The sequence below is a fragment of the Kurthia gibsonii genome (assembly GCF_006539985.1).
Taxonomy (GTDB): domain Bacteria; phylum Bacillota; class Bacilli; order Bacillales_A; family Planococcaceae; genus Kurthia; species Kurthia gibsonii.
In genome coordinates this window covers 59,965-81,743 of the sequence record NZ_BJOB01000001.1, presented here as the reverse complement: position 1 = coordinate 81,743, position 21,779 = coordinate 59,965, and the positions used below count along the sequence as shown (strand labels likewise).

The following is a 21,779-nucleotide window of genomic DNA, read 5'->3' as shown; positions in this document are numbered from 1 at the left end:
TTTATACATCTCCTTTTCGCATGAGATATAAGAAGTATGGTCCACCTACCATTGCCATAATGATTCCTGCTGGTAAGTCGAGTGGTGCGAATAATGTGCGACCAATTGTATCAGCAATCACTAAAACAACTGCTCCAAGTACCATACTCATCGGGATAACAAAACGATAATTCGTACCGACAATTAAACGAGCCATATGGGGTACAACTAATCCAACAAAACCGAGTAGACCGACAATAGATACTGAGACAGCTGCAAGGTATACGGCAACTAAAGATAATAAAATTCGAATGCGGTTTGTATTTTCTCCTAAATTACTAGCTACTTTTTCACCCAGTGACAGTAAATTAGCAGAACGAATACAAAATAATGCAAGAACCCAACCAATCATGGAATACGGTAACAGAACTGCTACATCCCCCATACCTTTACCACCGAGGCTACCATTCATCCACTGCAAAGCAGCAGGTAGACGGTCACTATATAAAATCGAAAGTAGTCCTGTAATCCCTCCGAAAATCGCATTAACTGCAACACCAGCTAAAATAATACGAACAGGTGAAATCGTATTCTTTTTCCATGCAAGGGCATAAACAATCGCCACTGCAATGGTCCCACCAATCATGGCTGCAATGGGAACGAAAGACGTAAAGTTTGGAAATACGAGCATAATAGCTAAAACGGTAACAGATGCACCACTCGAGACACCTGTTAAGCCTGGGTCTGCAAGTGGATTTCGCATAACAGCTTGAAGTAATGCTCCTGATAAAGCTAGATTGACTCCGACAATCGCTGCCACTGCAACACGTGGAATTCGTAAATCCCAAATAATCGTTGTTGCCATTTCCTCACTTCGTGTAAAAATAGTTTGAATCGTTTCAAGAGGCGAAATATAAACACTTCCCATGCCAATTGAAATGACTATAAAAATGAGCAACAAAATACTAGTAGAGGCAATGCGTGTGGATGGACTTATTTTTATGTTCATTCTTCCAACCTACTTTGCTAAAATCTTTTGTAGTTCTTCGAGTGCTTGGGGTGCTTTTTCAATTGAAGCGTAACCAAAAACACTATAATCTAGCGCCTGCACACGATCTTCTTTAAATGCTGTCAGCTGATTCCATGCACCATTCTTTTTTACTTCATCTTTAAATTGTTTTAAAGCGACTGTCGCATCTCCATGTGATACAAGTAAGATAACATCCGGATTTGTTGCAACAACATTTTCCATACTAAGTGGTACGTAGGCTTCTTTTGATTTACTTACCTTTGTAATCATATTTTGTGCACCCATCGTATTTACGAGGCTGCCAACATATGTGTTTGTATTCATGAGCATGAATGATTCACCTGTTCCAAAAAGAATCATAACTTTTCGATCTTTTACATCTAAAGATTGGATTATTTTTTGTTCTTTTTTCTCAAGTTCATTTAAATAACTTGTTGCGAGCTGTTCTTTTTTAAGAACAATTGAGAGTGCTGTTAAATCATTCTTTAAATCTTCATACGAATCAGTTGGTAGATAAGCTGATGCAACATTAGTTTGCTTTAATTTCTTCTCTAAACTTGTATGTACTGAAATCGGACCGATTACTATATCCGGTTTTAAACTAACAATCTTTTCAATGTCTGGTTCAACAGGAGAACCTACTTTTTCAATCGTTTCAAACTCTTTTGGAAGCTGATGTGTTGTTGTAGGAAGACCAATAGGTGTTACATCAAGAATATGTAACATTTCGGCAAGCGTAACCGATGTCGTTACAACATTTTTCATCTCCTTTTGTGGAAATACTTGAACCAATTTATCCACTGCTTCATTTGTTTGTGCAGAATTGGCTGCAGCTGTTTGATCTTTTGTTGTTTGTGCTACTTTTGAACCTGAACTTGTATCTTCTTCATTACCACATGCACCAAGTAATAATGCTGTTGATAAAAGTAATGCACTATATAAACCTTTTTTCATTTTTATTTCCTCCATTTATTTTAATTGAAAATAATTATCATTATCAATAAGCAATATAACAAACCATTTTCACACTGACAACTCTCGTTTTTTTTCTAAAAATCTATGAATTCAGCGTTTCTACATGCTTTTTTTCATATAGCAATTGCCTACTGTATCCTATTTTTCCTCACATATGCAAAATCACATAAAAAAATCATTCATCCACGTAATCAATACGGAATGAATGATGTGTAAATTATGCTTTTTTCGCAACGTGTACTTTTAATTTTTTATTTTTAACTGTACGATTTTGCATTTCTTTTAAAACGAGTGTTCCTTTGCCATTTAAAATCTCAACAAAACTACATGCATCTTCAATTGTAATAATGCCAATATCATCGGCTGTCACACCGTCAATTTTTGCAATGGTTCCTACAAAATCAACTGCGCGAATTTTCTTCTTTTTACCACCATTAAAGTATAATTTCGTAATGTGTGCATTCAATTGCTCACTTTTCATCACTTTACGTTCTGGTCGTGTATTCATCTTTTCTTCAAAGGCAGCTTGGTTTTCAGCTACTTCTTCAGTAGTCGGTGCTTTTTCAACTGGAATGGTTTTCTCAATATACTCTTCAATCTCTTGTACGTAACGCTTTTCATTCGGACTAGATAATAGAATCGCTGTACCTTGTTGACCTGCGCGTCCTGTACGTCCCATACGATGGACATAACTCTCTTTTTCAAATGGTACATCATATTGAACTACAAGTGAGATTCCTTCAATATCAATACCACGTGCTGCGACATCTGTTGCAACTAAGTAACGGAAGTCGCCTTTTCTAAAGTCTTTCATGACAGCTAATCGGTCATCTTGTGTCATTCCACCATGTAGCATGTCCACACTATAGTGTGCTTTTTCTAATTGGTCACATACAGAACGTACTTGCTCTTTCGTATTACAAAAGATGATACAACTATCTGGATTTTGGACGACTGTGACATCACGTAACACACGCATTTTATCTTCTGCTTTCACTTGAATACGTTGTTGACGAATCGTCGTTTTCTCTTGCTCTTTCGCTTCATGTTCAATAAAGACAGGTGTTTTCATATATTTCTCTGCTAAACATTTAATCTCATCTGCATATGTTGCAGAGAAAAGTAGTGTTTGACGCTTTGTTGGTAACTTCCTAATGATTTTTTCAACTTGATCGATGAATCCCATGTGCAATAATTCATCTGCTTCGTCAATAACAAGTGTTGTAAGTTGATCTAAATAAAGTGTTCCGCGCTCAATATGATCCATAATACGCCCCGGTGTTCCAATAACAATATGTGTTTTTTGTCGAAGTGCGGTCATTTGGAATCGAATTGGTTGGCGACCATATACAGATACTGCTTTAATACGTTTATAACGACCGATATTTGTAAAATCCTCTTTTACTTGTACAGCTAATTCACGCGTGGGAACAAGCACAAGTACTTGCGGTTTATTCTCCTCCCAATTCATCTGTTCAATAAGTGGAATTGCAAAAGCAGCTGTTTTTCCGCTACCTGTTTTAGACTTTGCGATGACATCTTGTTTTGATTGTACAATTGGTAGCACTTTCTCTTGAATCGGTGTTGGTTTTTTATAACCTAAATCCTCAATGGCCTGTAAAACTTTTGAATCTTGAATATAATGTGAAAATGAATGCATGTAAATTCCTCTCTTACTCATTATTTAACAAGCATTTCGAAAAAACGTGTGGAAGCAGGAGTTAGAGGAACATTCTTCAAATGACAAACACCGATAGAACGTGGTGGAATATCATGTTCAAGTGTCATCTCAAATAAACGACCTCTCTCTAACTCTTCGAGTGCAAACTCTTTTGTTACACAGGCAATTCCTAAATTACTCTTAGCAAATTCCACGAGTAAATCGTGTGAACCAAGTTCGAGTTCTGGTTCAATCAGGGTTCCCTGTACTTTTAAAAAGTTCTCTACATATTTTCGCGAATTTGCTGAGCGCTCAAGCATAATGAGTGGTAAATTTTTTAGTTGTTCGAGCTTTAGTGGATATTTTATAAGTGGTTTGTATTTCTCCCCACAGACAAAAATATCATGAATTTCTTTTAGTGCTGTAACTGCAAGTTGTTCTTCATGAATGGGTAAGTTACACACTGCTAAATCAACAGCACCAGACTTTACTTGTTGTGTTAACTCAATCGTTGTACCATTCACCATTTTAAAATGGATATTCGGATAACGATTTCGAAAATCTTCTAAATAAGGTAAGAGATAATGCTTAGAAATCGTATCACTTACTCCTATTTTTAGTTCTCCCACTGTTAAATATTTTAATTCTAACAATTTATTTTCGCCCACTTCAATTAAAGCAAGTGCTGATTTAATATGCGCATATAAAATCTCGCCTTCACTTGTTAGTGTAACGCCCTTTGGTGTGCGATTAAATAAACGACAATTCAATTCGCGCTCCAATTGAGAAATGGCCTGACTAATGGCAGGTTGTGTCATATATAAAGTTTTGGCTGCTTTTGAAAAACTCTCTGCACGACCCACATGTGAAAATATGCGATAGTAGTCTAGTTTGACAACCATATAACCTCTCCTTATACGTGCTATTTCTTATATTAATTTTACTTATATATAGAAGCAAAGTATAGTTATTTATATCATATATAATACATAATTATTGAGGAGAGATTATTTTGGAACGAGTAGTAGGAACTGTTGTACGTGGACTTCGTGGTCCGATTATTAATGAAGGTGACGATATCGCACAAATCGTTGTAGATGCTGTATTAACTGCATCAGAAGTAGAAGGTTTTGAAATTCAAGATCGCGATGTTGTAACTGTAACAGAATCAGTTGTTGCACGTGCACAAGGTAACTATGCTTCAGTTGACGCAATCGCTGAAGATGTATCAGCAAAATTTGGAGATGACACAGTTGGTATTATCTTCCCAATTCTAAGTCGTAATCGTTTTGCAATTTGCTTACGTGGTATCGCAAAAGGCATTAAAAAAGCTGTTTTAATGTTAAGCTACCCATCAGATGAAGTAGGTAACCACTTAGTAAGCCTAGATGCATTAGATGAAAAAGGTGTGAACCCTTGGACTGATACACTTTCAGAAACAGAATTTCGTGAACACTTCGGCGCAAACACACACCCATTCACTGGTGTTGATTATATTGAGTACTATAAATCATTGGTTCAAGAATATGGTGTTGAGGTGGAGGTTATTTTCTCTAACAATCCAAAAGCAATCTTAGACTATACAAAGAACGTTTTAACTTGTGATATCCACTCACGTCAACGTACAAAACGTATTTTAAAAACTGCAGGTGCAGAAAAAGTTTACTCACTTGACGATATTTTAAATCAATCAGTAAACGGTAGTGGATTCAACGAAGCATACGGTCTTCTAGGTTCAAACAAATCAACAGAAGATAGCGTAAAATTATTCCCACGTAACTGCCAACCAATCGTTGATGGTATCCAAGCAACATTAAAAGAAAAAACAGGTAAGACAGTTGAAGTAATGGTTTACGGAGACGGTGCTTTCAAAGATCCTGTAGGTCAAATTTGGGAACTAGCCGATCCTGTTGTATCACCAGCCTACACAGCAGGTCTTGATGGTACACCGAACGAAGTAAAATTAAAATATTTAGCTGATAATGATTTCGCTGATCTACGCGGTGATGAATTAGATGCTGCAATTAAAAACTACATCAATAATAAAGATGAAGATTTAACAGGTAATATGGCTGCCCAAGGTACTACACCTCGTCGTTTAACTGATTTAATCGGTTCTCTATCAGATTTAACTTCGGGTTCTGGTGATAAAGGAACACCAATGATTTACATCCAAGGTTACTTCGATAATTACACAAAATAATCATTTATTTATGAGAGTCTAGGGGAAATCCCTAGACTCTTTTTTTATAAATTGGCGTAGAGTATAAATAGTCTAAAACCCTGTCTTTTGATTTTCGGACTTAAATATCATACAGTAATTTAAAAGGGGTGATTACATGAAAATCCAATATATTTGTCAAGATGACGAAATCGTATCAGGTATTACGTTAAAAGATGAAACTGAACCAGAAGCCTATAATCTAGCACTGCATTGTTGCCAAGAAGCTACAGCCGTTCTAAATAATCGACGTGCTTTAGCTGACGAACTAGGGGTGGAATTAGAGCAACTAATTTGCGCAAACCAAACACATAGTGCTAACTTATATAAAGTAACAAGAGATGATTTAGGTCGTGGTTCTACAGATGCAGATACTGCCATTCCAAACACAGATGCTTTATACACATTTGAAAAAGACTTGGTTTTGTGTACTTTTACAGCCGATTGCGTTCCTGTAACATTTTATGACCCTACATCTGGGTTGATTGGTGTGATTCATTCAGGGTGGCAAGGTACTGTAAAAGAAATTAGTTTACGTGTAATGGATTTCCTGAAAAATCGAGAACGACTTAACGCTGAAAATTTACAAGTTCATATTGGTACAGCACTCAGCCAACAGCATTTCGAAGTAGACGAAGATGTATATATTCGTTTTAAAGCTTTAGGCTATGCGAATGATTTTATCTATTTTAATGAAGGTACTTCCAAATATCATATTGATAACCAACTCGTTGTAAAAACACAATTTGAATTATCAGGTGTACCAAGTGATAATATACAAATAGATTCTACATGTACATTTGATTCGATTGAAGGCTTTTCTTATCGACAATGTAAGCAAGATGGACGACATTTAACTTTTATTTATAGAAGGTAATGCATTTATGTGTTGTTTTATTTTTAGTATTTTTTGGAAATTTAGTATAATATATGTATTATTTAAGTGAGAGGTCGTATAATCTATGAGTATTTTATTAGTTGATGACAATTTAATTAATCTATTCACATTAGAAAAACTATTAAAAAGTTCGGGATATGAAGATTGTATTCCACTTAATTCTTCAAAAGATTTACTAACTTATATGCGTACACCTGCACATGCTAAAAATGTCGATTTAATTTTACTCGACATTATGATGCCAGAGATGGATGGTTTAGAAGCTTGTAGGCAAATCAAAGCCATGAATCACGCTAAAAATGTTCAGATTATATTCGTTACCGCATTAGAAGATAAAAAGAAATTAGTCGAAGCACTGGATATAGGTGGCAGTGACTATATTTCAAAACCACTTAACAAAACTGAATTACTCGCGCGTATTCGCGTAGCATTACGGCTTAAAAAAGAATTAGATTGGCATACAGAACATGATAAAAAAATTCAAGTTGAATTAAACCTTGCTTCCAAAGTACAACAGAATTTATTAAGTACACCATTTGAGAATGAACAATTAAAAATCGATGTATCTTATTGCCCTTCTTCCAACCTTTCAGGGGATTTGTATTATTGGTATCGACTAGACGAAAATCGTTACGCGATTATCTTACTTGATATGATGGGGCATGGGATTTCATCTTCACTTATTTGTATGTATATATCTTCTGTTCTCCGTGAAACAATTAACAATATTGTTGAGCCTGTAGCTGTTATGACAGAACTAAACCGCTATATGTCGATTTTACATAGTGAAACTGATAATGGTATACCTTACTATTTCACAGGAATTTACTTAGTAATTGATACAAAAGAAAAAACGATTGAATACATTAACGCAGGTCATCCAGCAGGTTACCTTACATTAGATGAAAAAACCGTTCAACCACTATCATCTAACACAATGGCTGTTGGTTTTTTTGATAAGTTATGTGCTATTAAAGATAAAGTTCATTATGAAAATAATTTTCAAATTGTGTTATTTACAGACGGTGTATTAGAAGCAATTCATGCAGATGAATATATTGCGGAAGAAAAAATTAAAGCACATTGTTCACACCATTGGATTTGTCCAAATACCGTAATAGACGAACTACTTCCACCTGACCAACAACTTAATCAAACAGATGATATGTGTGTGATTTTAATTCAAGGATAAAAAAGAGATGCATTATGATGGTTTACTCATCATAACGTATCTCTTTCTTTTTATAAATTTGATGTTTAATTGATTTTGTTTCATAAAATTTGCAGACATCCGTAAACTGAAGTGTCTCTCGATGCCCCAACCCTAAAATACCACCTGTACTTAGACTATCAAAGAAGATTTTTTGCACTTTATTTTGTAAACGTATATTAAAGTAAATCAATACATTTCGACAGAGAATCATATGAAATTCATTAAATGATTGATCTGTCACTAGATTATGTTGCATAAAACTAATTGATTTTACTAATTCTTCTTGTAGATAAGCATATTCTTCATCTGTCGTATAGTATTGTGAAAAGGATTGCTTTCCACCAGACAATTGATAGTTTTTCGTATAGTTTTTCATCTTACTTAAAGGAATTTTACCTTCTTTTGCAATCTTTAATATTTCTTCATTCATATCTGTCGCATAAATTTTAGATTTCTCTAGGAGTCCTGCTTCTTTGAATAAAATAGCCATCGAAAAAGCTTCTTCTCCTGTGGAACAACCTGCATGCCAAATTCGAATCTCAGATAAATCTTTAAATAGTGGTAGAATTTCTTCACGCATATATTTAAAAAATAAAGGATTGCGGAACATTTCCGTCACATTAATTGAAAAGTCTTGTAATAATTGATGAAGCATTTCTTCGTTCGTAAAAACTTCATTTTGTAAAATCGAAACGGAGTCCATTTGATTCATTTTCATTCGATGATGAATTCTTCTCATAATAGATGGTCGACTATAATCTCTAAAATCATAGCCTGTTAATTGATGAATGGCTTGGAGCAACAATTCTACTTCAATTGTTTCGCGTTCATGAATCACTTGCCTTTCACCTCTTTAGTCAGCCAGACACGTAAGATACTTAGTAATTGTTCCATATTAAGAGGCTTACTAATATAATCAGATGCACCTACCTTCATACACTGATCGCGGTCAATTTCCATTGCTTTTGCTGTTATAGCTATAATTGGTAAGTCTAAGTTCATTTGTTCTCGTATGATTTGAATTACTTCATATCCATTCATCCCTGGCATCATAATATCCATTAATACGGCATCATAATCAGTATTGTATTGTAATTTTTGTAAGCATTCTAATCCACTTTCTCCTGATGTAACAATCGCCCCTTTACTTTCTAAAAGTGTTCGCATGGAATATATGTTACGTCGGTCATCATCAATCATTAAGATTTTTTTACCTTGAAAGATATTCGCTTTTTCTTCGGGTTGAACTGCCAAGCTTCCTTTCACAGCGTCTATATTCTCTTGGCATTGCCTCATATTAGGTAAATACAGTTTAAACGTACTTCCAATACCCTCCTCAGATTCTACTTGAATAAATCCACTTAATAATTTAGCGTATTCTTTTGAAATAGCCAAACCTAAACCTGTACCACCATATTTACGTACTGTTGCACCGTCTACTTGATGGAACGATTCAAAAATAATACTATGTTTTTCTTTCGGAATACCAATGCCTGTATCCTCAACAGCAATCTCAAGCCAATCGTCGCTTACTTTCTGCATTTCTTCTGTAATTAACGCTGCACTTTGAATACGAACTTCTACTTTCCCTTGCTCTGTAAATTTAAAAGCATTAGATAAAAAGTTTTTCAATATTTGACGCAACCTTAATTCATCTGTAAAGAATAGTTTTGGTATTTCTCCTAAGATTTCAATATGATAAGTTAAATCTTTTTGTTTAGCAAAATGTGCAAAGTTTGCTTTTAAAATCTTTGGTAGTTCACTAATATTCACATCGGAAAACTCAATATTCACTTTTCCCGTTTCAATTTTAGATAAATCTAAAATATCATTAATAAGCTCTAATAAGTCCTGTCCTGAAGAATGAATGACTTTTGCAAACTCTTTTTCCTCATCTGATAAATGACTATTTTCTTGATCTGTCAGCATTTCTGATAACAATAAGATACTATTAAGTGGCGTTCTTAACTCATGTGACATATTCGCTAAAAATTCCGATTTATATTTTGCACCCTGAGCAATTTCCCTCGCCCGTGTCTCGATATCTCGATTTGCAAGTGCTAACTCACGCGTTCTTGCTTCCGCTTCTTTTGTACGCATTGCTAAACTATCATTCATTGTCGATAATTCATTCGTCTGTGCTTGTAACTCCTCAGACTGTGTTTGCAATTCTTCAGATTGAGCCTGCAATTCCTCTGTTAAGCGATTAGAATCTAATAATAACGACTCAATATGCATCGTGCGTTTTACACTATCAATCGATATTCCGAGTGTTTCATTTACTTTATTTAATAGTTGAATATGCTTTTCTTCAAAAGTATCGAGCGTTGCAAACTCTAAAACTGCAATTACTTGACGGTTAAAATAGACAGGCATTAATAACAGCGTCCTAGGTGCTGTATCTATTAAACTAGTCGAAATGACATGTGTACTTTCTGGACTTACAGCCATTTTATACATATGCCCATCTTTTGCAACTTGTCCGATTAATCCTTCACCTAATTTAAATGATTCTCTCCCAATATTCAAATTATTCTCGGCAAAAGCACCTTTTTTTACATACAATACATCTTTATCATCTTCTTCACGCAAATAAAAAACGCCATGAACTGCATGAATGACTTGCGATATTTCAGATAAGATAACATCGGCTAATGTATGGATATCATTGACTCCTTGATATGCATAAATAATATAGTTCACATTATTTTGAACCCATTCTTTTTCTTCAAGTTGATTTAATAATTGATTTGTTTCAATCGTTAAATCCCGCACTTCATCCCGAGATGTAATGTCGATTCGTTCTTGTAAATCGCCACCTTTTTGGCGAATATTTTGAATTGTATTTTTTACATTTTGAATCGCTTGAGTGATATTTTTAGAAACATAATTTGAAACAAATAGACCGACTAACATAATTGATAAAATTAATATGAAAAAGATCCACATAAGTTGAACACTTGTATACTCTAAGTTTTCAGTATCATCATTCAAGATTGTATTTTGTTCTTGACGTAAACGATTTATACTACGATTTATATTAGGTATTTCAGCATTTTCTACTTTTTGTTTTAAAAATGTGGTAGCCGCTGATTCACTTTTTTCTTCTCTAATTTTGAGGGAAGGCTCAACGATAAGCGTTATCCACTTATTCACACTTTTTTCTAAATCTAATGCAAGTATTTTTTCATTGGACTGTTTTGCTACTACATTTTTCAGATTTTCTAAATCGTTAAGAACATTTATACGCTGTTCCTCATACTCATTTATGTATCTTTTTTCTCCTGTTAAAATATAGCTATTCTGCTTTTTTTCAATTTGAATAATCGATTGTTCTACTGTGTTAATCATTTGATGTACTTCTAAATTGCGATTTGTGACATCACTTCTTTTACTGTTTAAAACAGTGACTTTCTCTAAAATGAGAATAGATGATAGTAAAACACAAACAATAATCACGATATAACCTAAAGTTACTTTTAAGCGGATACTGCTTTTTCGTTTAGCCACCTCTCACTTCCTCCTCCACTTTTAATGATTTCTTATTATAGCAAATTAATAATAAAAAGATTTCTTTATTATCATATAGCCCATCGCTCTTTTATTTATTATCTACATTACCTAAGACAATCAACAATAAGTCTTTTTTATATTTCACCATACATTTTTTTACATTTTACAAGACCATAAAATCTGTTTATCATAATAAAAAAATTACGCACAGATTATGCACGTAATTTAATCAATTCATTATTTATATAAATTAATTCGTTTACTAATTAAATAAATGGTAATTCCGCCTATTGTCATTGACAATAACTCACCAATTCCAACAAACAACCATGTTTCCCAGAATGGTAAATTTGCTAATACATATAATTGCAATGCTACAGTAAACATAGAGACAGCGAAAATAAGTGCTGTAATAATCATCTTTAATTTCATATTTTGCATATTTCGCGTTGCATAGCGACAAATCATTAACACAACAAATGTCGCAACTCCACCAATCGGTACATCTAAGAACCAAGTGGGTGAGGCAAAATTAGCGATGATTACACCTACTGTGACACCTATAACATAACGCTTATGATACAAAGCTAAATAATTTAGCATCTCCGATAAACGTAATTGGATGGCACCAAAACTAATGACAGCTAAAAAAACGGTTACGACCACATATAATGAGGCAACCAGTGCTGTTTTCGATAGCTCAGAAATATTTGTTGAGCTTTTTGTAATCGACGTATTATTCATTTTTCTTCTCCTTTGTGGTACTACTATTTAAGTAGTCCAGTAATAACTACGACCAAAGGAAGCGAGTTTTCACCCGATCTGAAGTGCCGTAGTGTAAGTATTTTGCTTACCGAATTATTATAACAAATTCTTATTTGGCTATCCAGCCCCCATCAATTGGAATAACTGTGCCGTGAATATAATCGGCGTCATCGCTTGCAATATAACTTGTTAGACTCGCTACTTCTTCTGGCTTTGCCCATCGTCCAGCTGGTGTCTGTTCTGCTACCCATTTTGCCATTTCACCATCTCCTTCAAAATCAGCTGCATTCATTGGCGTATGAATGGCTCCTGGCGCAATCGCATTGACGCGAATCCCTTCTCGACAATAATCTTGGTCTACTTGTTTCGTGTAACCGACAATCGCATGTTTTGAAGCAGTATAAGCTGCTCCTCCTCCGCCAGCTACAAGCCCTGCAATGGAAGCCATATTGATGATGACACCTTTTTTCTGTTCTAACATAATCGGCAATACTTCATTCGTTACGAAATACGTTCCTTTGACATTCGTATTCATAATTCGATCCCAAAGCGCCTCATCTGTATCTAAGGTTTTCGCATAACCATCTAATACACCTGCAGTATTTAATAAGATATGAATCGTATGAAATGTTTCGAGTGCTTGTTTCACAGATTGTTTCACATGAAACTTATTCGATACATCGCCTACGCTATAGGCAAACTGTTTTGGAAATGAGCTTTTCATCTGTTTCATCTGTGTATCTTCTAAGTCAAAACCATATACATAAGCGCCTTTTTCTAAAAATAAAGCTACTTGTGCAGCTCCAATTCCTGAATTTGCTCCTGTTACAAAAACTACTTTTTGATTAAAATCCATCTATATTCCCCCATATGAAAAGAAGCTGGCTCTAAGATTAGAGCACAGCTTATTGTTATTCTACAATTGACCAATCTTCAGCTAAGATGTCACACACTGTCGGTTGAAACATCGTGTAACCTTCACCTTCTACATTAATTAAAAAATATGGATTTAAGTTTTCTCCATCGAATTGAGAAGCCCCTACTAATTTTACATATAGTTCTGGACCGCTCCAACCGTCACGAATTACTTTTTTACCATTTTTCAGTTTTGGCAATACCTCTTCAAATGTCATACATACACTTCCTTTTTTAGCATAGATTCATTTTATCATAATTGATTCGCATGAACTGCCTGATTGCGTCCATTATTTTTAGCATAGTATAGCGCATCATCTGCTCTTTTAAACAGTGTTGTAATCGTATCCTCTTCTGTACGTGTTGATACACCTAAACTAATTGTAATATGGTCTACAACTTCAAATTCTTGGTTTCCTACTTCACGATTTAAAAACTGTGCAATTTTTAGTGCTTCTTCTGCATCAATTAAAGATAATAATAACGCAAACTCTTCTCCACCATAGCGCGTTACAATCCCTTTATCTCCTAAAGTATTACTTAAGCATTTCGATAACTTTGTTAATACAACATCACCTGTTAAATGTCCATATGTGTCGTTTACCTTTTTAAAGTGATCAATATCTACCATAATCACAGATAATAGCACCTTCTCTTGCATAATCTCTTCCATACGTTCATTTAGATAACGTCGATTATAAGCACCTGTTAAAGCATCTACATGAGATATTTGTGACAACTCCAAATTCATCTGTTCTAATTTTGCTTTTTGCTCTTCAATTTGCTGATTAATTTTTTCTAATGCCTCTACTGCAATTTGATTTTGTTTTAATGCATCTTGTAGAGCGTACTGTACATTTCTTAATTCTTTTTCATAATCGACTCGACGATTAATTCGCATAAACACGCAAACAATAATAGGTGCTTCTTCTTCGAATTTTTTAGCATTTAATACATACGAATCACTTGTACCTTCAGCTGTTTTTAATGTCAGTAGCATCTCTTCAACATGCCCTTGAATTGAGATTTTCGGATAAAAATAAGAATAGAACATCATCATACTTACTTTCGATAATACTTTTTCAATGGATTGATGAAGTAGTTGTTGCTTATCCATCTTCAACCATTTCGCCATTGTCTCATTTAGATTTAAAATTTCACCATCTAAACTTAGCTGCATATAACCGCATGGAGAATGTTCAAAGCGATTCATCATATTGCCAAGTCACTCTCAATGAAGTCTGCAATAATCGCAGCTGTTTCTGAAGCATGACTAATATGTGGATAGTGCCCTTTTGCATTCATAACGACTAGTCGACTATTCGCAATTGACTGATGTAGATAATCACCTACATGTTTTGGAACGATACTATCTTCTGCGCATTGTAAAATTAATGTATTCGTTTGTAATTGTGGTAATTGTTCGCGATAATCTGAAAAGAATGTGACTTCCGCAAACTCACGTGCGATTTTAGGATTTGTTGAAACAAAAACCTTTTCAAGATCTTCTGTCATCTGAGGTGCAGCTTCTTCTCCTATTCCAACAGGCGCCATATAACTCGCCCATCCTGAAAAGTTCATCTCCATCATCTCTAACAGTTCACGAACATCACTTTCTTCAAAGCCACCATTAAAATCTTCTTTATTCAAATAACATGGCGAAGGTCCAATCATAATCATTTTCTCAAATAGTTCTGGTCGCTCGATTGCTACAAGCATACCAATCATCGAGCTAATAGAATGTCCTAAAAAGATGACTTTTTCTAAATTCATCTCATCCATAATCTCGATAATATCTTGTTTATAGCCATGTAATGTATTGTATTTTTCCTTATGATAGGCCTGTAAATCAGATCCTCCTGCACCCACATAATCAAATAAAACTAAGCGATATTTTTCTGCAAATGCAGGTGTGATATATTGCCACATACTTTGTTCGCAACCAAAACCATGTGCACAAATGATTGTCTGGTCGCCATCTCCAACCACGTTGACATTATTACGCTGTAAAATATCCATCTTCATTCACCTTTTTGTCTATCTTATTTTTTTAAAACGATAAGACTATTCTTTCTATTTTATCATGAATTTCCAAAAATAAAATAAACGAGTATGTTCTAGAATATAAAGAAAAGCGAAGGTTAGCCCCTCGCTTTGTTCATTATTTAAAATTATATGCTGTTACAATCGGTTCTCGCTGTTGTAATGTATCTTGTACATATTCATACAAACAGATTCCCAAGAATGAGCCAGATACATTATAAACTTGCGTAAATCCGCTGTTTTGAAGTGCCATAACTGCATTGTAGCTACGCTGTGCTGAACGACAATGAACATAGATTGGGTGTTCTTTTGGAATTTCATTCATACGTTCACGTAGCTCACTTAACGGAACATTCAATGCTCCTTTAATCTGTCCATTTTCAAACTCATTTTTTTCACGTACATCTAAAAAGAAAGCACCTTGTTCATATAAATCACGTACTTCCGATACATGAACTTGTTTAAAACGCCCATACAATACATTCGTTGCAACAAGAGCTGCCATATTCACAACATCTTTTGCTGTACTATACATCGGTGAATAAGATAGTTCTAAATCTTTTAAATCCTCAATCGTACCACCCATCGTAATCATCGTAGCGATTACATCAATTCTTTTATCTGCATTTCCTTTACCAATCGCTTGTGCACCTAAAATTTTGCCTGTTGGCACTTCATAAACTAATTTAAAATGAAGTGGATTACTTGAAGGCATTAATCCCACTTTATCTGGTGCAATCACGTAAACAGAGTCCACTTCGATACCAGCCATTTTAGCTGTGCGTTCATTAATACCTGTCGCTGCACAGTTGTAATCAAAAACTTGAATACTAGATGAACCAATTACACCACGTTGACGATTTGTAATACCATACATATGGTCTGCGGCTGCACGTGCTTGTTTTTGTGCTGGACCAGCTAAAGCAAGACGTGTTGGACGACGTAGAATTTGATCGTATACTTCAATTGCATCGCCTACAGCATAAATCGAAGGATCATTCGTTTGATAATTCGTATTTACTTTAATACCACCTGTTATCCCTAAATCTAACCCCGCTTGTATCGCTAAATCAGTTTCCGGTTTCGCACCTGCTGCAACTATAACTACCTCTGCTGCAATCTTTTTACCGTTTGCAAGTAACACATGCGCTGTTTCAATTTTTTCAACCGCTGCACGCAATTCTAAATTCACGCCATGATCGAGTAATTCTTTTTGCATGATTTGCACCATATCTTCATCATACGGATCCATAATTTGTGCACCACGCTGAATTAATGTCACTGACTTTTTCGCTTCACGTAAATTTTCTGCTACTTCAACACCAATAAAGCCACCGCCAATAACCACAATATCCTGTACACCATTCATCTGAATATAGGTTTGTAATCTCTCAATATCTGCTACATTTCGAATCGTAAATACATGCGAAGAATGGATTCCTTCAATAGGAGGTAACGTCGGTTTTGCACCCGGTGATAACAGTAAAATATCATATGCTTCTTCATAGACTTCACCTGTAACAACATGCTTCACTTCAATTGTTTTGCGGTCCCTATGAATCGCAATCACTTCTTGATTCACACGTGCTTCTAAATTATATTGTTTTTTAAATTTTTCAGGACTCATCATAATTAATTTTTCACTTGTTGGAACAATTCCACTTAAGTAAAACGGTAAAGAGCAATTTGAAAAAGAAACATGTGGTCCTTTTTCAAACATGATTACCTCTGCCTGTTCATCCAATCTACGAATACGAGCAGCTGTAGAAGCTCCGCCTGCCACACCACCAACAACTAATACCTTCATTGAATATATCCTCCTCATTTGTTTATACCTACATCATATACCCCTATAGGTAATTAAACAAGGAATATCATTACTTTTCGCTTAGTTCTTTTCTCATTTCTTCCAATTCAGCAATTTGCTCTTTTGTTAGTTCAATTAATTCTTTTGTGCCTTCGTCAATTTCACCAGGTGCTTCTAGAACAGATAACATATCCTTTGCATCCTCTAACATTAACTCAATATTTTCTAATGACAATTTCGCCATTGTAAACGCCTCTTTTCGTTCAGATTATTTTCATACTATAGCGTATTTATCGGTAGATATGAAGCAATTCAGCTCGTATTAAATGACAATTTATCGAATAAATCAAATTTATGACAAACTACCATTTTATAAATTTTCTGACCACTTTAAATATATTAATTCTGGCACTTTTAAACAGTCAGTGTGTTTGCTAATGTAAGAGTACAAATTGAACCAAAGGGGTGGTTACTATGCAAAAAACATTATCGAATACAAACGCTCGTCCGCGCTCTCATACATACGACTTAATTATTACAGCGATGTGTATTGCACTTGTTTTTGTTGCAACATTATTTTTAAACATTCGTTTACCAATCTCAATTAATGGTGGACTCGTTCACTTAGGTACAGCGATGTTATTCATTGTAACGCTATTATTCGGACCGAAAAAAGGGATGATTGTCGGTGCCATAGGTATGAGTCTATTCGATTTATTCTCAAATTGGACATTATGGGCTCCGTTCACATTCGTAACACGTGGATTACAAGCCTATATTGTTGGCTCTATCGCCTTCTATGGTGGTCGTAAAGGTCGTAGTATTCCATTTAATATTGTCGGTATTTTAGCTTCTATCCCCGTTATGTTAGCAGGTTACTATTTATGTGAAGGTATCCTATTCGGTAATTGGGTTGCACCAGCTACATCGATTCCAGGTAACTTACTACAAAACAGTATAGGTTTACTTGTAGCGATTCCAGTAGTTGCTATACTTAAGAAAATACCGATGTTCCGACCATAATGAAAAACAGGCTTCGCTTAATATGCGTCGCCTGTTATTTTATGCATCTTTTTTTAATTGCTCAATCACATAGCGTAATATACGTGCTGTTAAGCCCCATACCGTATGCCCCTCATACTCATAAAACCATTCTTCCATATCGCGAGAACGCCATTTATAATCTCTTCCGCGCGCAATTTTATCATATGGAAAATCATCTTTTGGTTGTAGTTTCACTGGGACATAATGACGGTAAGCTTCATGACTTAACAACCAATCGACAGGAATTGTGAACGTAGATCCCACTTCATCAGGATTTAATGTGTAGTGCGTTTCATCTGGAATCACTGCAACAACAGGATAAACGACAAAAGATGGCGACATGATAAGAGGACTTAGCTCTTGTAAGATTTGAATATCTTCTCTTCGAACACCTAACTCTTCTTCTGTTTCACGTTTTGCTGCTTCTATAATCGAAGCATCTGTATCATCAATTTGTCCCCCTGGAAAACTAATATCTCCTGGCTGCTTACGCATTGTGGCAGAGCGTACTTCAAATAATATATGCCACCCATCTTCTTTTTGAATCAACGGAATAATAACAGCAGAACGGAAGGCTTGTTCTTCACCAATAAAAAGCGGCTGTGGTTTACGCAATTGCTGTCGAATACGTTCTAATTCCATTTCACTTCTCTCCTATACGTTTATTCTCTCTCTATGATACAGCGTATGAAAGTGAAACGAAATCTTTTTATAGATGTGTTAAATCTTCTTCTAAACGGTAATCCACACCTTTTCATTATTTAATTAGGTATGACTCTCTTACCCCTTTAAATAACGAAATAATGCTATCATATCATTCTGTAACGTCAACTATACAGATGTAGATGCTGCTGCTGCACGTTCATCTGCTTTTACGCAATCAATTGCTACAACAATCGCTACAAGTATAATCTCCATCGCCTCATCTAAAACTTCAATCTCATAACTATCGCCCCAACTAAACCACTTTTGTCTAATCGAACCGATACACGTTCGATTTTGATAGACTTCGAAATTCATATCCCACCAATTTCCACTCACTTCAATTCCGTGACCCTCAATACTATATTTCGCTTTAAAAAAAGAGAACTCTTTTTTAATGGTTAATACTTCTTGCCCTTCTACTTCTACAAAAAAACGTGGCAAAAAACTAAATACTTTCTTGGTTACAGCCGCTACCTCTTGTTGCTGCTGATTTGTAATAGAGAATTTTTTAGGAATACGTAAAAAACTACCTTCTACACGATACACATCTTCTTCAGCTTCATTTTTTACTGTAAATTTACTGTTTAAGCTAAGTACTTTTTGCTTCATATACAATTTTTTCATATACTCACTCCTATTTTAATAAAGAATCAATTATATGTTGGACAGACGCGCCTTCTTCAAATGAAACGTAGTTTGAACCTTTACCCTGAAAATAGAGAGAAACCTCATCTAAAAAAGAAATATTAGATTTTTGTAATGTTAGTCGTTGTTCTGGTTGGTTAGGTGTACTAACCCATAATTCTGCCCAATTTCGAATGGTCATGGTCTTTTTCGTACCATGAATACGATAGATTATTTGCTCTTGTTCTGCGACACTATGCGCTCCTTGTAAAACAAACGGAATATTTCCCGGAAGTTGTGCAAGTGCACAAACACTCTGTTCACAAAGCTCTGGATTCTGCGGATAATTTGTTTGATGAGATTGAAGTGATCCTTCACCAAAAAGTCGTTCTGTCATTTGAAGATAGTGTGGGAAAATTTCACGAATAAAACCACCCTGTTCACGCGTACGAATCCAATTATTTTCTTGCCATGGGCGTGGCCACTGTGGAAAATAAGTTGATAACTCCACCTGAATAACATCACCGAGTTCCTGCTGCTCTATTGCTTTTTCTACATATAAAAACTCTTCCCCGTATATCATTGGAAAGTGCATAGCTGTTTTAACACCATATACTTTTGCAATTTCTACCATTCTTTTTCCTTCTTCTTCATTGTGAGCAAGTGGTTTTTCACAAATAACATGTAATCCTTTTTTCGCACAACCTTCTGTCAAAAACATATGACTAATTGGTGGTGTACCTATATATGCAAAGTCCGCTTCTATCTCTAGTAATTCTTCGATGGAAGTCGTTGTTTGAATGTTATAACGCGCCGTCATTTCCTGTAACCGCTCTATATTCGCATCGTACATCGCTACAATCTCTACACTGGTGGAGTTAGCTGCTTGTTGAAGTATTCTCTCTCCGACAGCACCTGCTCCAATTAAAATCCCCTTCATCCTCATCATCCTCTCTTTGTGGATACCTTTTCATCTAGTATAAGTTATACACATGTGGATATCTTTTCAAAAAAATCATCCTTTATTGTATTGTGGACAACTTAGGATGATTTTTCAAATCTTTATTTTACTTTTAATGGGTCTGGGTAATCAAAGTCTTTTGTATCAACTTCGACTTTTTTCATCTTTTGATCTTTATTCGGCTTATCCGAGCCATCACGTTCAACTTTTACAATTTGATCTACAACATCCATGCCTGATGTCACTTTTCCAAATGCCGCATAATCACCATCTAAACTCGGTGTATCTGCCACCATAATGAAGAATTGTGAACCTGCTGAGTCATTATTTTGACTGCGTGCCATTGATACAACACCACGTGTATGTTTTAAATCATTGTCAAAACCATTTTTAGAGAACTCTCCTTTGATTTCATAGCCAGGACCTCCTGTACCATTCCCATCTGGGTCTCCACCTTGAATCATAAAGTCCGGAATGACACGATGGAAGATTGTTCCGTCATATGTGCCTTTTTTAATTAATGAAATAAAGTTCGCAACTGTATTCGGTGCTTTTTTTGGATATAACTCCATTTGAATTTTTTGATTATCTTCCATTGTGATTGTCACAATCGGATTCTCTTTTACTTCTGATGCATAATTTGTTTCAGGTTCTTTTGATTCTTTTTTATCTGAACTACATGCTGCTAACAATGTGATGAGTGCCATCACCATAAATAATAGTAGTCCATACTTACTCTTTTTCATGTATAAATCCTCCCTCTCTTCTTACCAAAAATATACCATACTTTTAAATAGAACCAAAAAGACAGAATGAGATAAATTATCTTACTTTCCTTTTAAAGTTCTCAACGAAAAATCGGAACCGTGCCACAGCCCAATTCCGATTTTCCTTATACTCATATAAGATGGTTATGTTCCAGCCTTTATTCTAATTTAAAATCTCAATCATTTTGCGATACCCTTGTTCTTTTGCGTAATCTAACGCTGTCTTACCATAGCGGTCACGTAGATTTTGATTTACTCCTGCGTCCACAAGCTCTTGCACAATTTCTTGATATACTTTCGAACCATCTGTTAAGGCAACTGCTTCAATCAATGCTGTATAACCATAATCATTTTGATGGTCAATATCTAATTGCCCTTTTTCAGCTGCTGGAATTAATGCATTTCCACAAAAACGATTTCTTACTTGTTGATTTGGTTTTGCATGTTCCATCATGTAACGTAAAATCTCTGTTTTTACTTGTGCACCTACATATAAATAGGCGCTATCTTGAATCGCATCTTGCTGGTTAATATTTGCACCCGCGTCAATTAATAATTTTGCAATTTCTATATCATTTTCATGTGTAGCAATGAGTAATGGCGTTTCCTTTTTATTATTTATTTCGTTTACAGTCGCATTGCTATGTGCCAAAATCTCT

General features: G+C 35.1%; 22 protein-coding genes. 4 read left to right on the top strand and 18 right to left on the bottom strand.

Features of this window, described 5'->3' with window-relative positions; translation table 11 throughout:
• Position 1: 1 nt before the first annotated feature.
• The 4 genes from KGI01_RS00400 to KGI01_RS00385 all read right to left on the bottom strand — a co-directional run bounded on the left by KGI01_RS00400 (position 2) and on the right by KGI01_RS00385 (position 4,546).
• Entirely contained in the window at positions 2-988 is a 987-nt protein-coding gene (locus tag KGI01_RS00400; protein WP_121176091.1) for a FecCD family ABC transporter permease, read from the bottom strand.
• A 9-nt stretch (positions 989-997) separates the two neighbouring features.
• Positions 998-1,963, bottom strand: coding sequence for an ABC transporter substrate-binding protein (locus KGI01_RS00395; protein WP_141272357.1), 966 nt, complete (start codon positions 1,961-1,963; stop codon positions 998-1,000).
• Positions 1,964-2,201: 238 nt separating this feature from the next.
• Positions 2,202-3,644, bottom strand: a complete 1,443-nt coding sequence (locus KGI01_RS00390; RefSeq protein WP_373863101.1) for a DEAD/DEAH box helicase — start codon at positions 3,642-3,644, stop codon at positions 2,202-2,204.
• Positions 3,645-3,664: 20 nt separating this feature from the next.
• Positions 3,665-4,546, bottom strand: a complete 882-nt coding sequence (locus KGI01_RS00385) for a LysR family transcriptional regulator (RefSeq protein WP_068457080.1) — start codon at positions 4,544-4,546, stop codon at positions 3,665-3,667.
• Positions 4,547-4,656: 110 nt separating this feature from the next.
• Between KGI01_RS00385 and KGI01_RS00380 the strand changes: the two genes are divergently transcribed.
• From KGI01_RS00380 to KGI01_RS00370, 3 genes are all read left to right on the top strand, one after another.
• Positions 4,657-5,847: a coenzyme F420-0:L-glutamate ligase gene (locus KGI01_RS00380; protein ID WP_141272353.1), complete on the top strand. Its 1,191-nt coding sequence runs from the start codon at positions 4,657-4,659 to the stop codon at positions 5,845-5,847.
• A 136-nt stretch (positions 5,848-5,983) separates the two neighbouring features.
• Positions 5,984-6,742, top strand: a complete 759-nt coding sequence (pgeF, locus tag KGI01_RS00375; protein WP_141272351.1) for a peptidoglycan editing factor PgeF — start codon at positions 5,984-5,986, stop codon at positions 6,740-6,742.
• A gap of 85 nt (positions 6,743-6,827) precedes the next feature.
• Positions 6,828-7,955, top strand: a complete 1,128-nt coding sequence (locus KGI01_RS00370) for a SpoIIE family protein phosphatase (protein WP_141272349.1) — start codon at positions 6,828-6,830, stop codon at positions 7,953-7,955.
• Between the two features lie 22 nt (positions 7,956-7,977).
• On the opposite strand, the gene KGI01_RS00365 is transcribed toward KGI01_RS00370, so the two are convergent.
• The 9 genes from KGI01_RS00365 to KGI01_RS13755 form a co-directional block, all read right to left on the bottom strand.
• Complete coding sequence (locus KGI01_RS00365; RefSeq protein WP_141272435.1) at positions 7,978-8,811, bottom strand: CheR family methyltransferase; 834 nt, start codon at positions 8,809-8,811, stop codon at positions 7,978-7,980.
• On the bottom strand, positions 8,811-11,486 hold the full coding sequence (locus tag KGI01_RS00360) for an ATP-binding protein (protein ID WP_141272347.1): 2,676 nt from the start codon (positions 11,484-11,486) through the stop codon (positions 8,811-8,813). The genes KGI01_RS00365 and KGI01_RS00360 overlap by 1 nt, the downstream gene beginning before the upstream one ends.
• Before the next feature lie 240 nt (positions 11,487-11,726).
• A complete protein-coding gene (locus KGI01_RS00355) occupies positions 11,727-12,233 on the bottom strand; it encodes a QueT transporter family protein (RefSeq protein WP_141272345.1) in 507 nt (168 codons plus the stop codon).
• Between the two features lie 130 nt (positions 12,234-12,363).
• Complete coding sequence (locus KGI01_RS00350; RefSeq protein WP_141272343.1) at positions 12,364-13,110, bottom strand: 3-oxoacyl-ACP reductase; 747 nt, start codon at positions 13,108-13,110, stop codon at positions 12,364-12,366.
• A gap of 55 nt (positions 13,111-13,165) precedes the next feature.
• Entirely contained in the window at positions 13,166-13,387 is a 222-nt protein-coding gene (locus KGI01_RS00345; RefSeq protein ID WP_141272342.1) for a DUF2829 domain-containing protein, read from the bottom strand.
• Between the two features lie 35 nt (positions 13,388-13,422).
• Complete coding sequence (locus tag KGI01_RS00340; RefSeq protein ID WP_141272339.1) at positions 13,423-14,385, bottom strand: sensor domain-containing diguanylate cyclase; 963 nt, start codon at positions 14,383-14,385, stop codon at positions 13,423-13,425.
• Entirely contained in the window at positions 14,382-15,194 is an 813-nt protein-coding gene (locus KGI01_RS00335) for an alpha/beta fold hydrolase (protein ID WP_141272337.1), read from the bottom strand. Before KGI01_RS00335 ends, KGI01_RS00340 begins: the two co-directional genes overlap by 4 nt.
• 136 nt (positions 15,195-15,330) lie before the next feature.
• Positions 15,331-17,019 carry an FAD-dependent oxidoreductase gene (locus tag KGI01_RS00330; RefSeq protein ID WP_255314685.1) on the bottom strand — a complete coding sequence of 563 codons (1,689 nt, stop codon included), beginning with the start codon at positions 17,017-17,019 and terminating at the stop codon, positions 15,331-15,333.
• Between the two features lie 70 nt (positions 17,020-17,089).
• Complete coding sequence (locus KGI01_RS13755; RefSeq protein WP_170214687.1) at positions 17,090-17,263, bottom strand: hypothetical protein; 174 nt, start codon at positions 17,261-17,263, stop codon at positions 17,090-17,092.
• Positions 17,264-17,493: 230 nt separating this feature from the next.
• Between KGI01_RS13755 and KGI01_RS00325 the strand changes: the two genes are divergently transcribed.
• Complete coding sequence (locus KGI01_RS00325; protein ID WP_068457043.1) at positions 17,494-18,042, top strand: ECF transporter S component; 549 nt, start codon at positions 17,494-17,496, stop codon at positions 18,040-18,042.
• A 39-nt stretch (positions 18,043-18,081) separates the two neighbouring features.
• Here KGI01_RS00325 and KGI01_RS00320 read toward each other — a convergent pair whose 3' ends face one another.
• The 5 genes from KGI01_RS00320 to KGI01_RS00300 form a co-directional block, all read right to left on the bottom strand.
• The gene (locus KGI01_RS00320) at positions 18,082-18,705 is read right to left on the bottom strand and encodes an NUDIX hydrolase (RefSeq protein ID WP_141272333.1); all 624 of its coding nucleotides are present in this window, start codon (positions 18,703-18,705) and stop codon (positions 18,082-18,084) included.
• A 189-nt stretch (positions 18,706-18,894) separates the two neighbouring features.
• Positions 18,895-19,392 carry an LURP-one-related/scramblase family protein gene (locus KGI01_RS00315; RefSeq protein ID WP_141272331.1) on the bottom strand — a complete coding sequence of 166 codons (498 nt, stop codon included), beginning with the start codon at positions 19,390-19,392 and terminating at the stop codon, positions 18,895-18,897.
• Positions 19,393-19,402: 10 nt separating this feature from the next.
• On the bottom strand, positions 19,403-20,332 hold the full coding sequence (locus KGI01_RS00310) for a Gfo/Idh/MocA family protein (protein ID WP_255314684.1): 930 nt from the start codon (positions 20,330-20,332) through the stop codon (positions 19,403-19,405).
• A gap of 122 nt (positions 20,333-20,454) precedes the next feature.
• The gene (locus KGI01_RS00305; protein ID WP_141272329.1) at positions 20,455-21,099 is read right to left on the bottom strand and encodes a peptidylprolyl isomerase; all 645 of its coding nucleotides are present in this window, start codon (positions 21,097-21,099) and stop codon (positions 20,455-20,457) included.
• Between the two features lie 184 nt (positions 21,100-21,283).
• The gene (locus tag KGI01_RS00300) at positions 21,284-21,772 is read right to left on the bottom strand and encodes an ankyrin repeat domain-containing protein (RefSeq protein WP_255314683.1); all 489 of its coding nucleotides are present in this window, start codon (positions 21,770-21,772) and stop codon (positions 21,284-21,286) included.
• Positions 21,773-21,779: the final 7 nt, after the last annotated feature.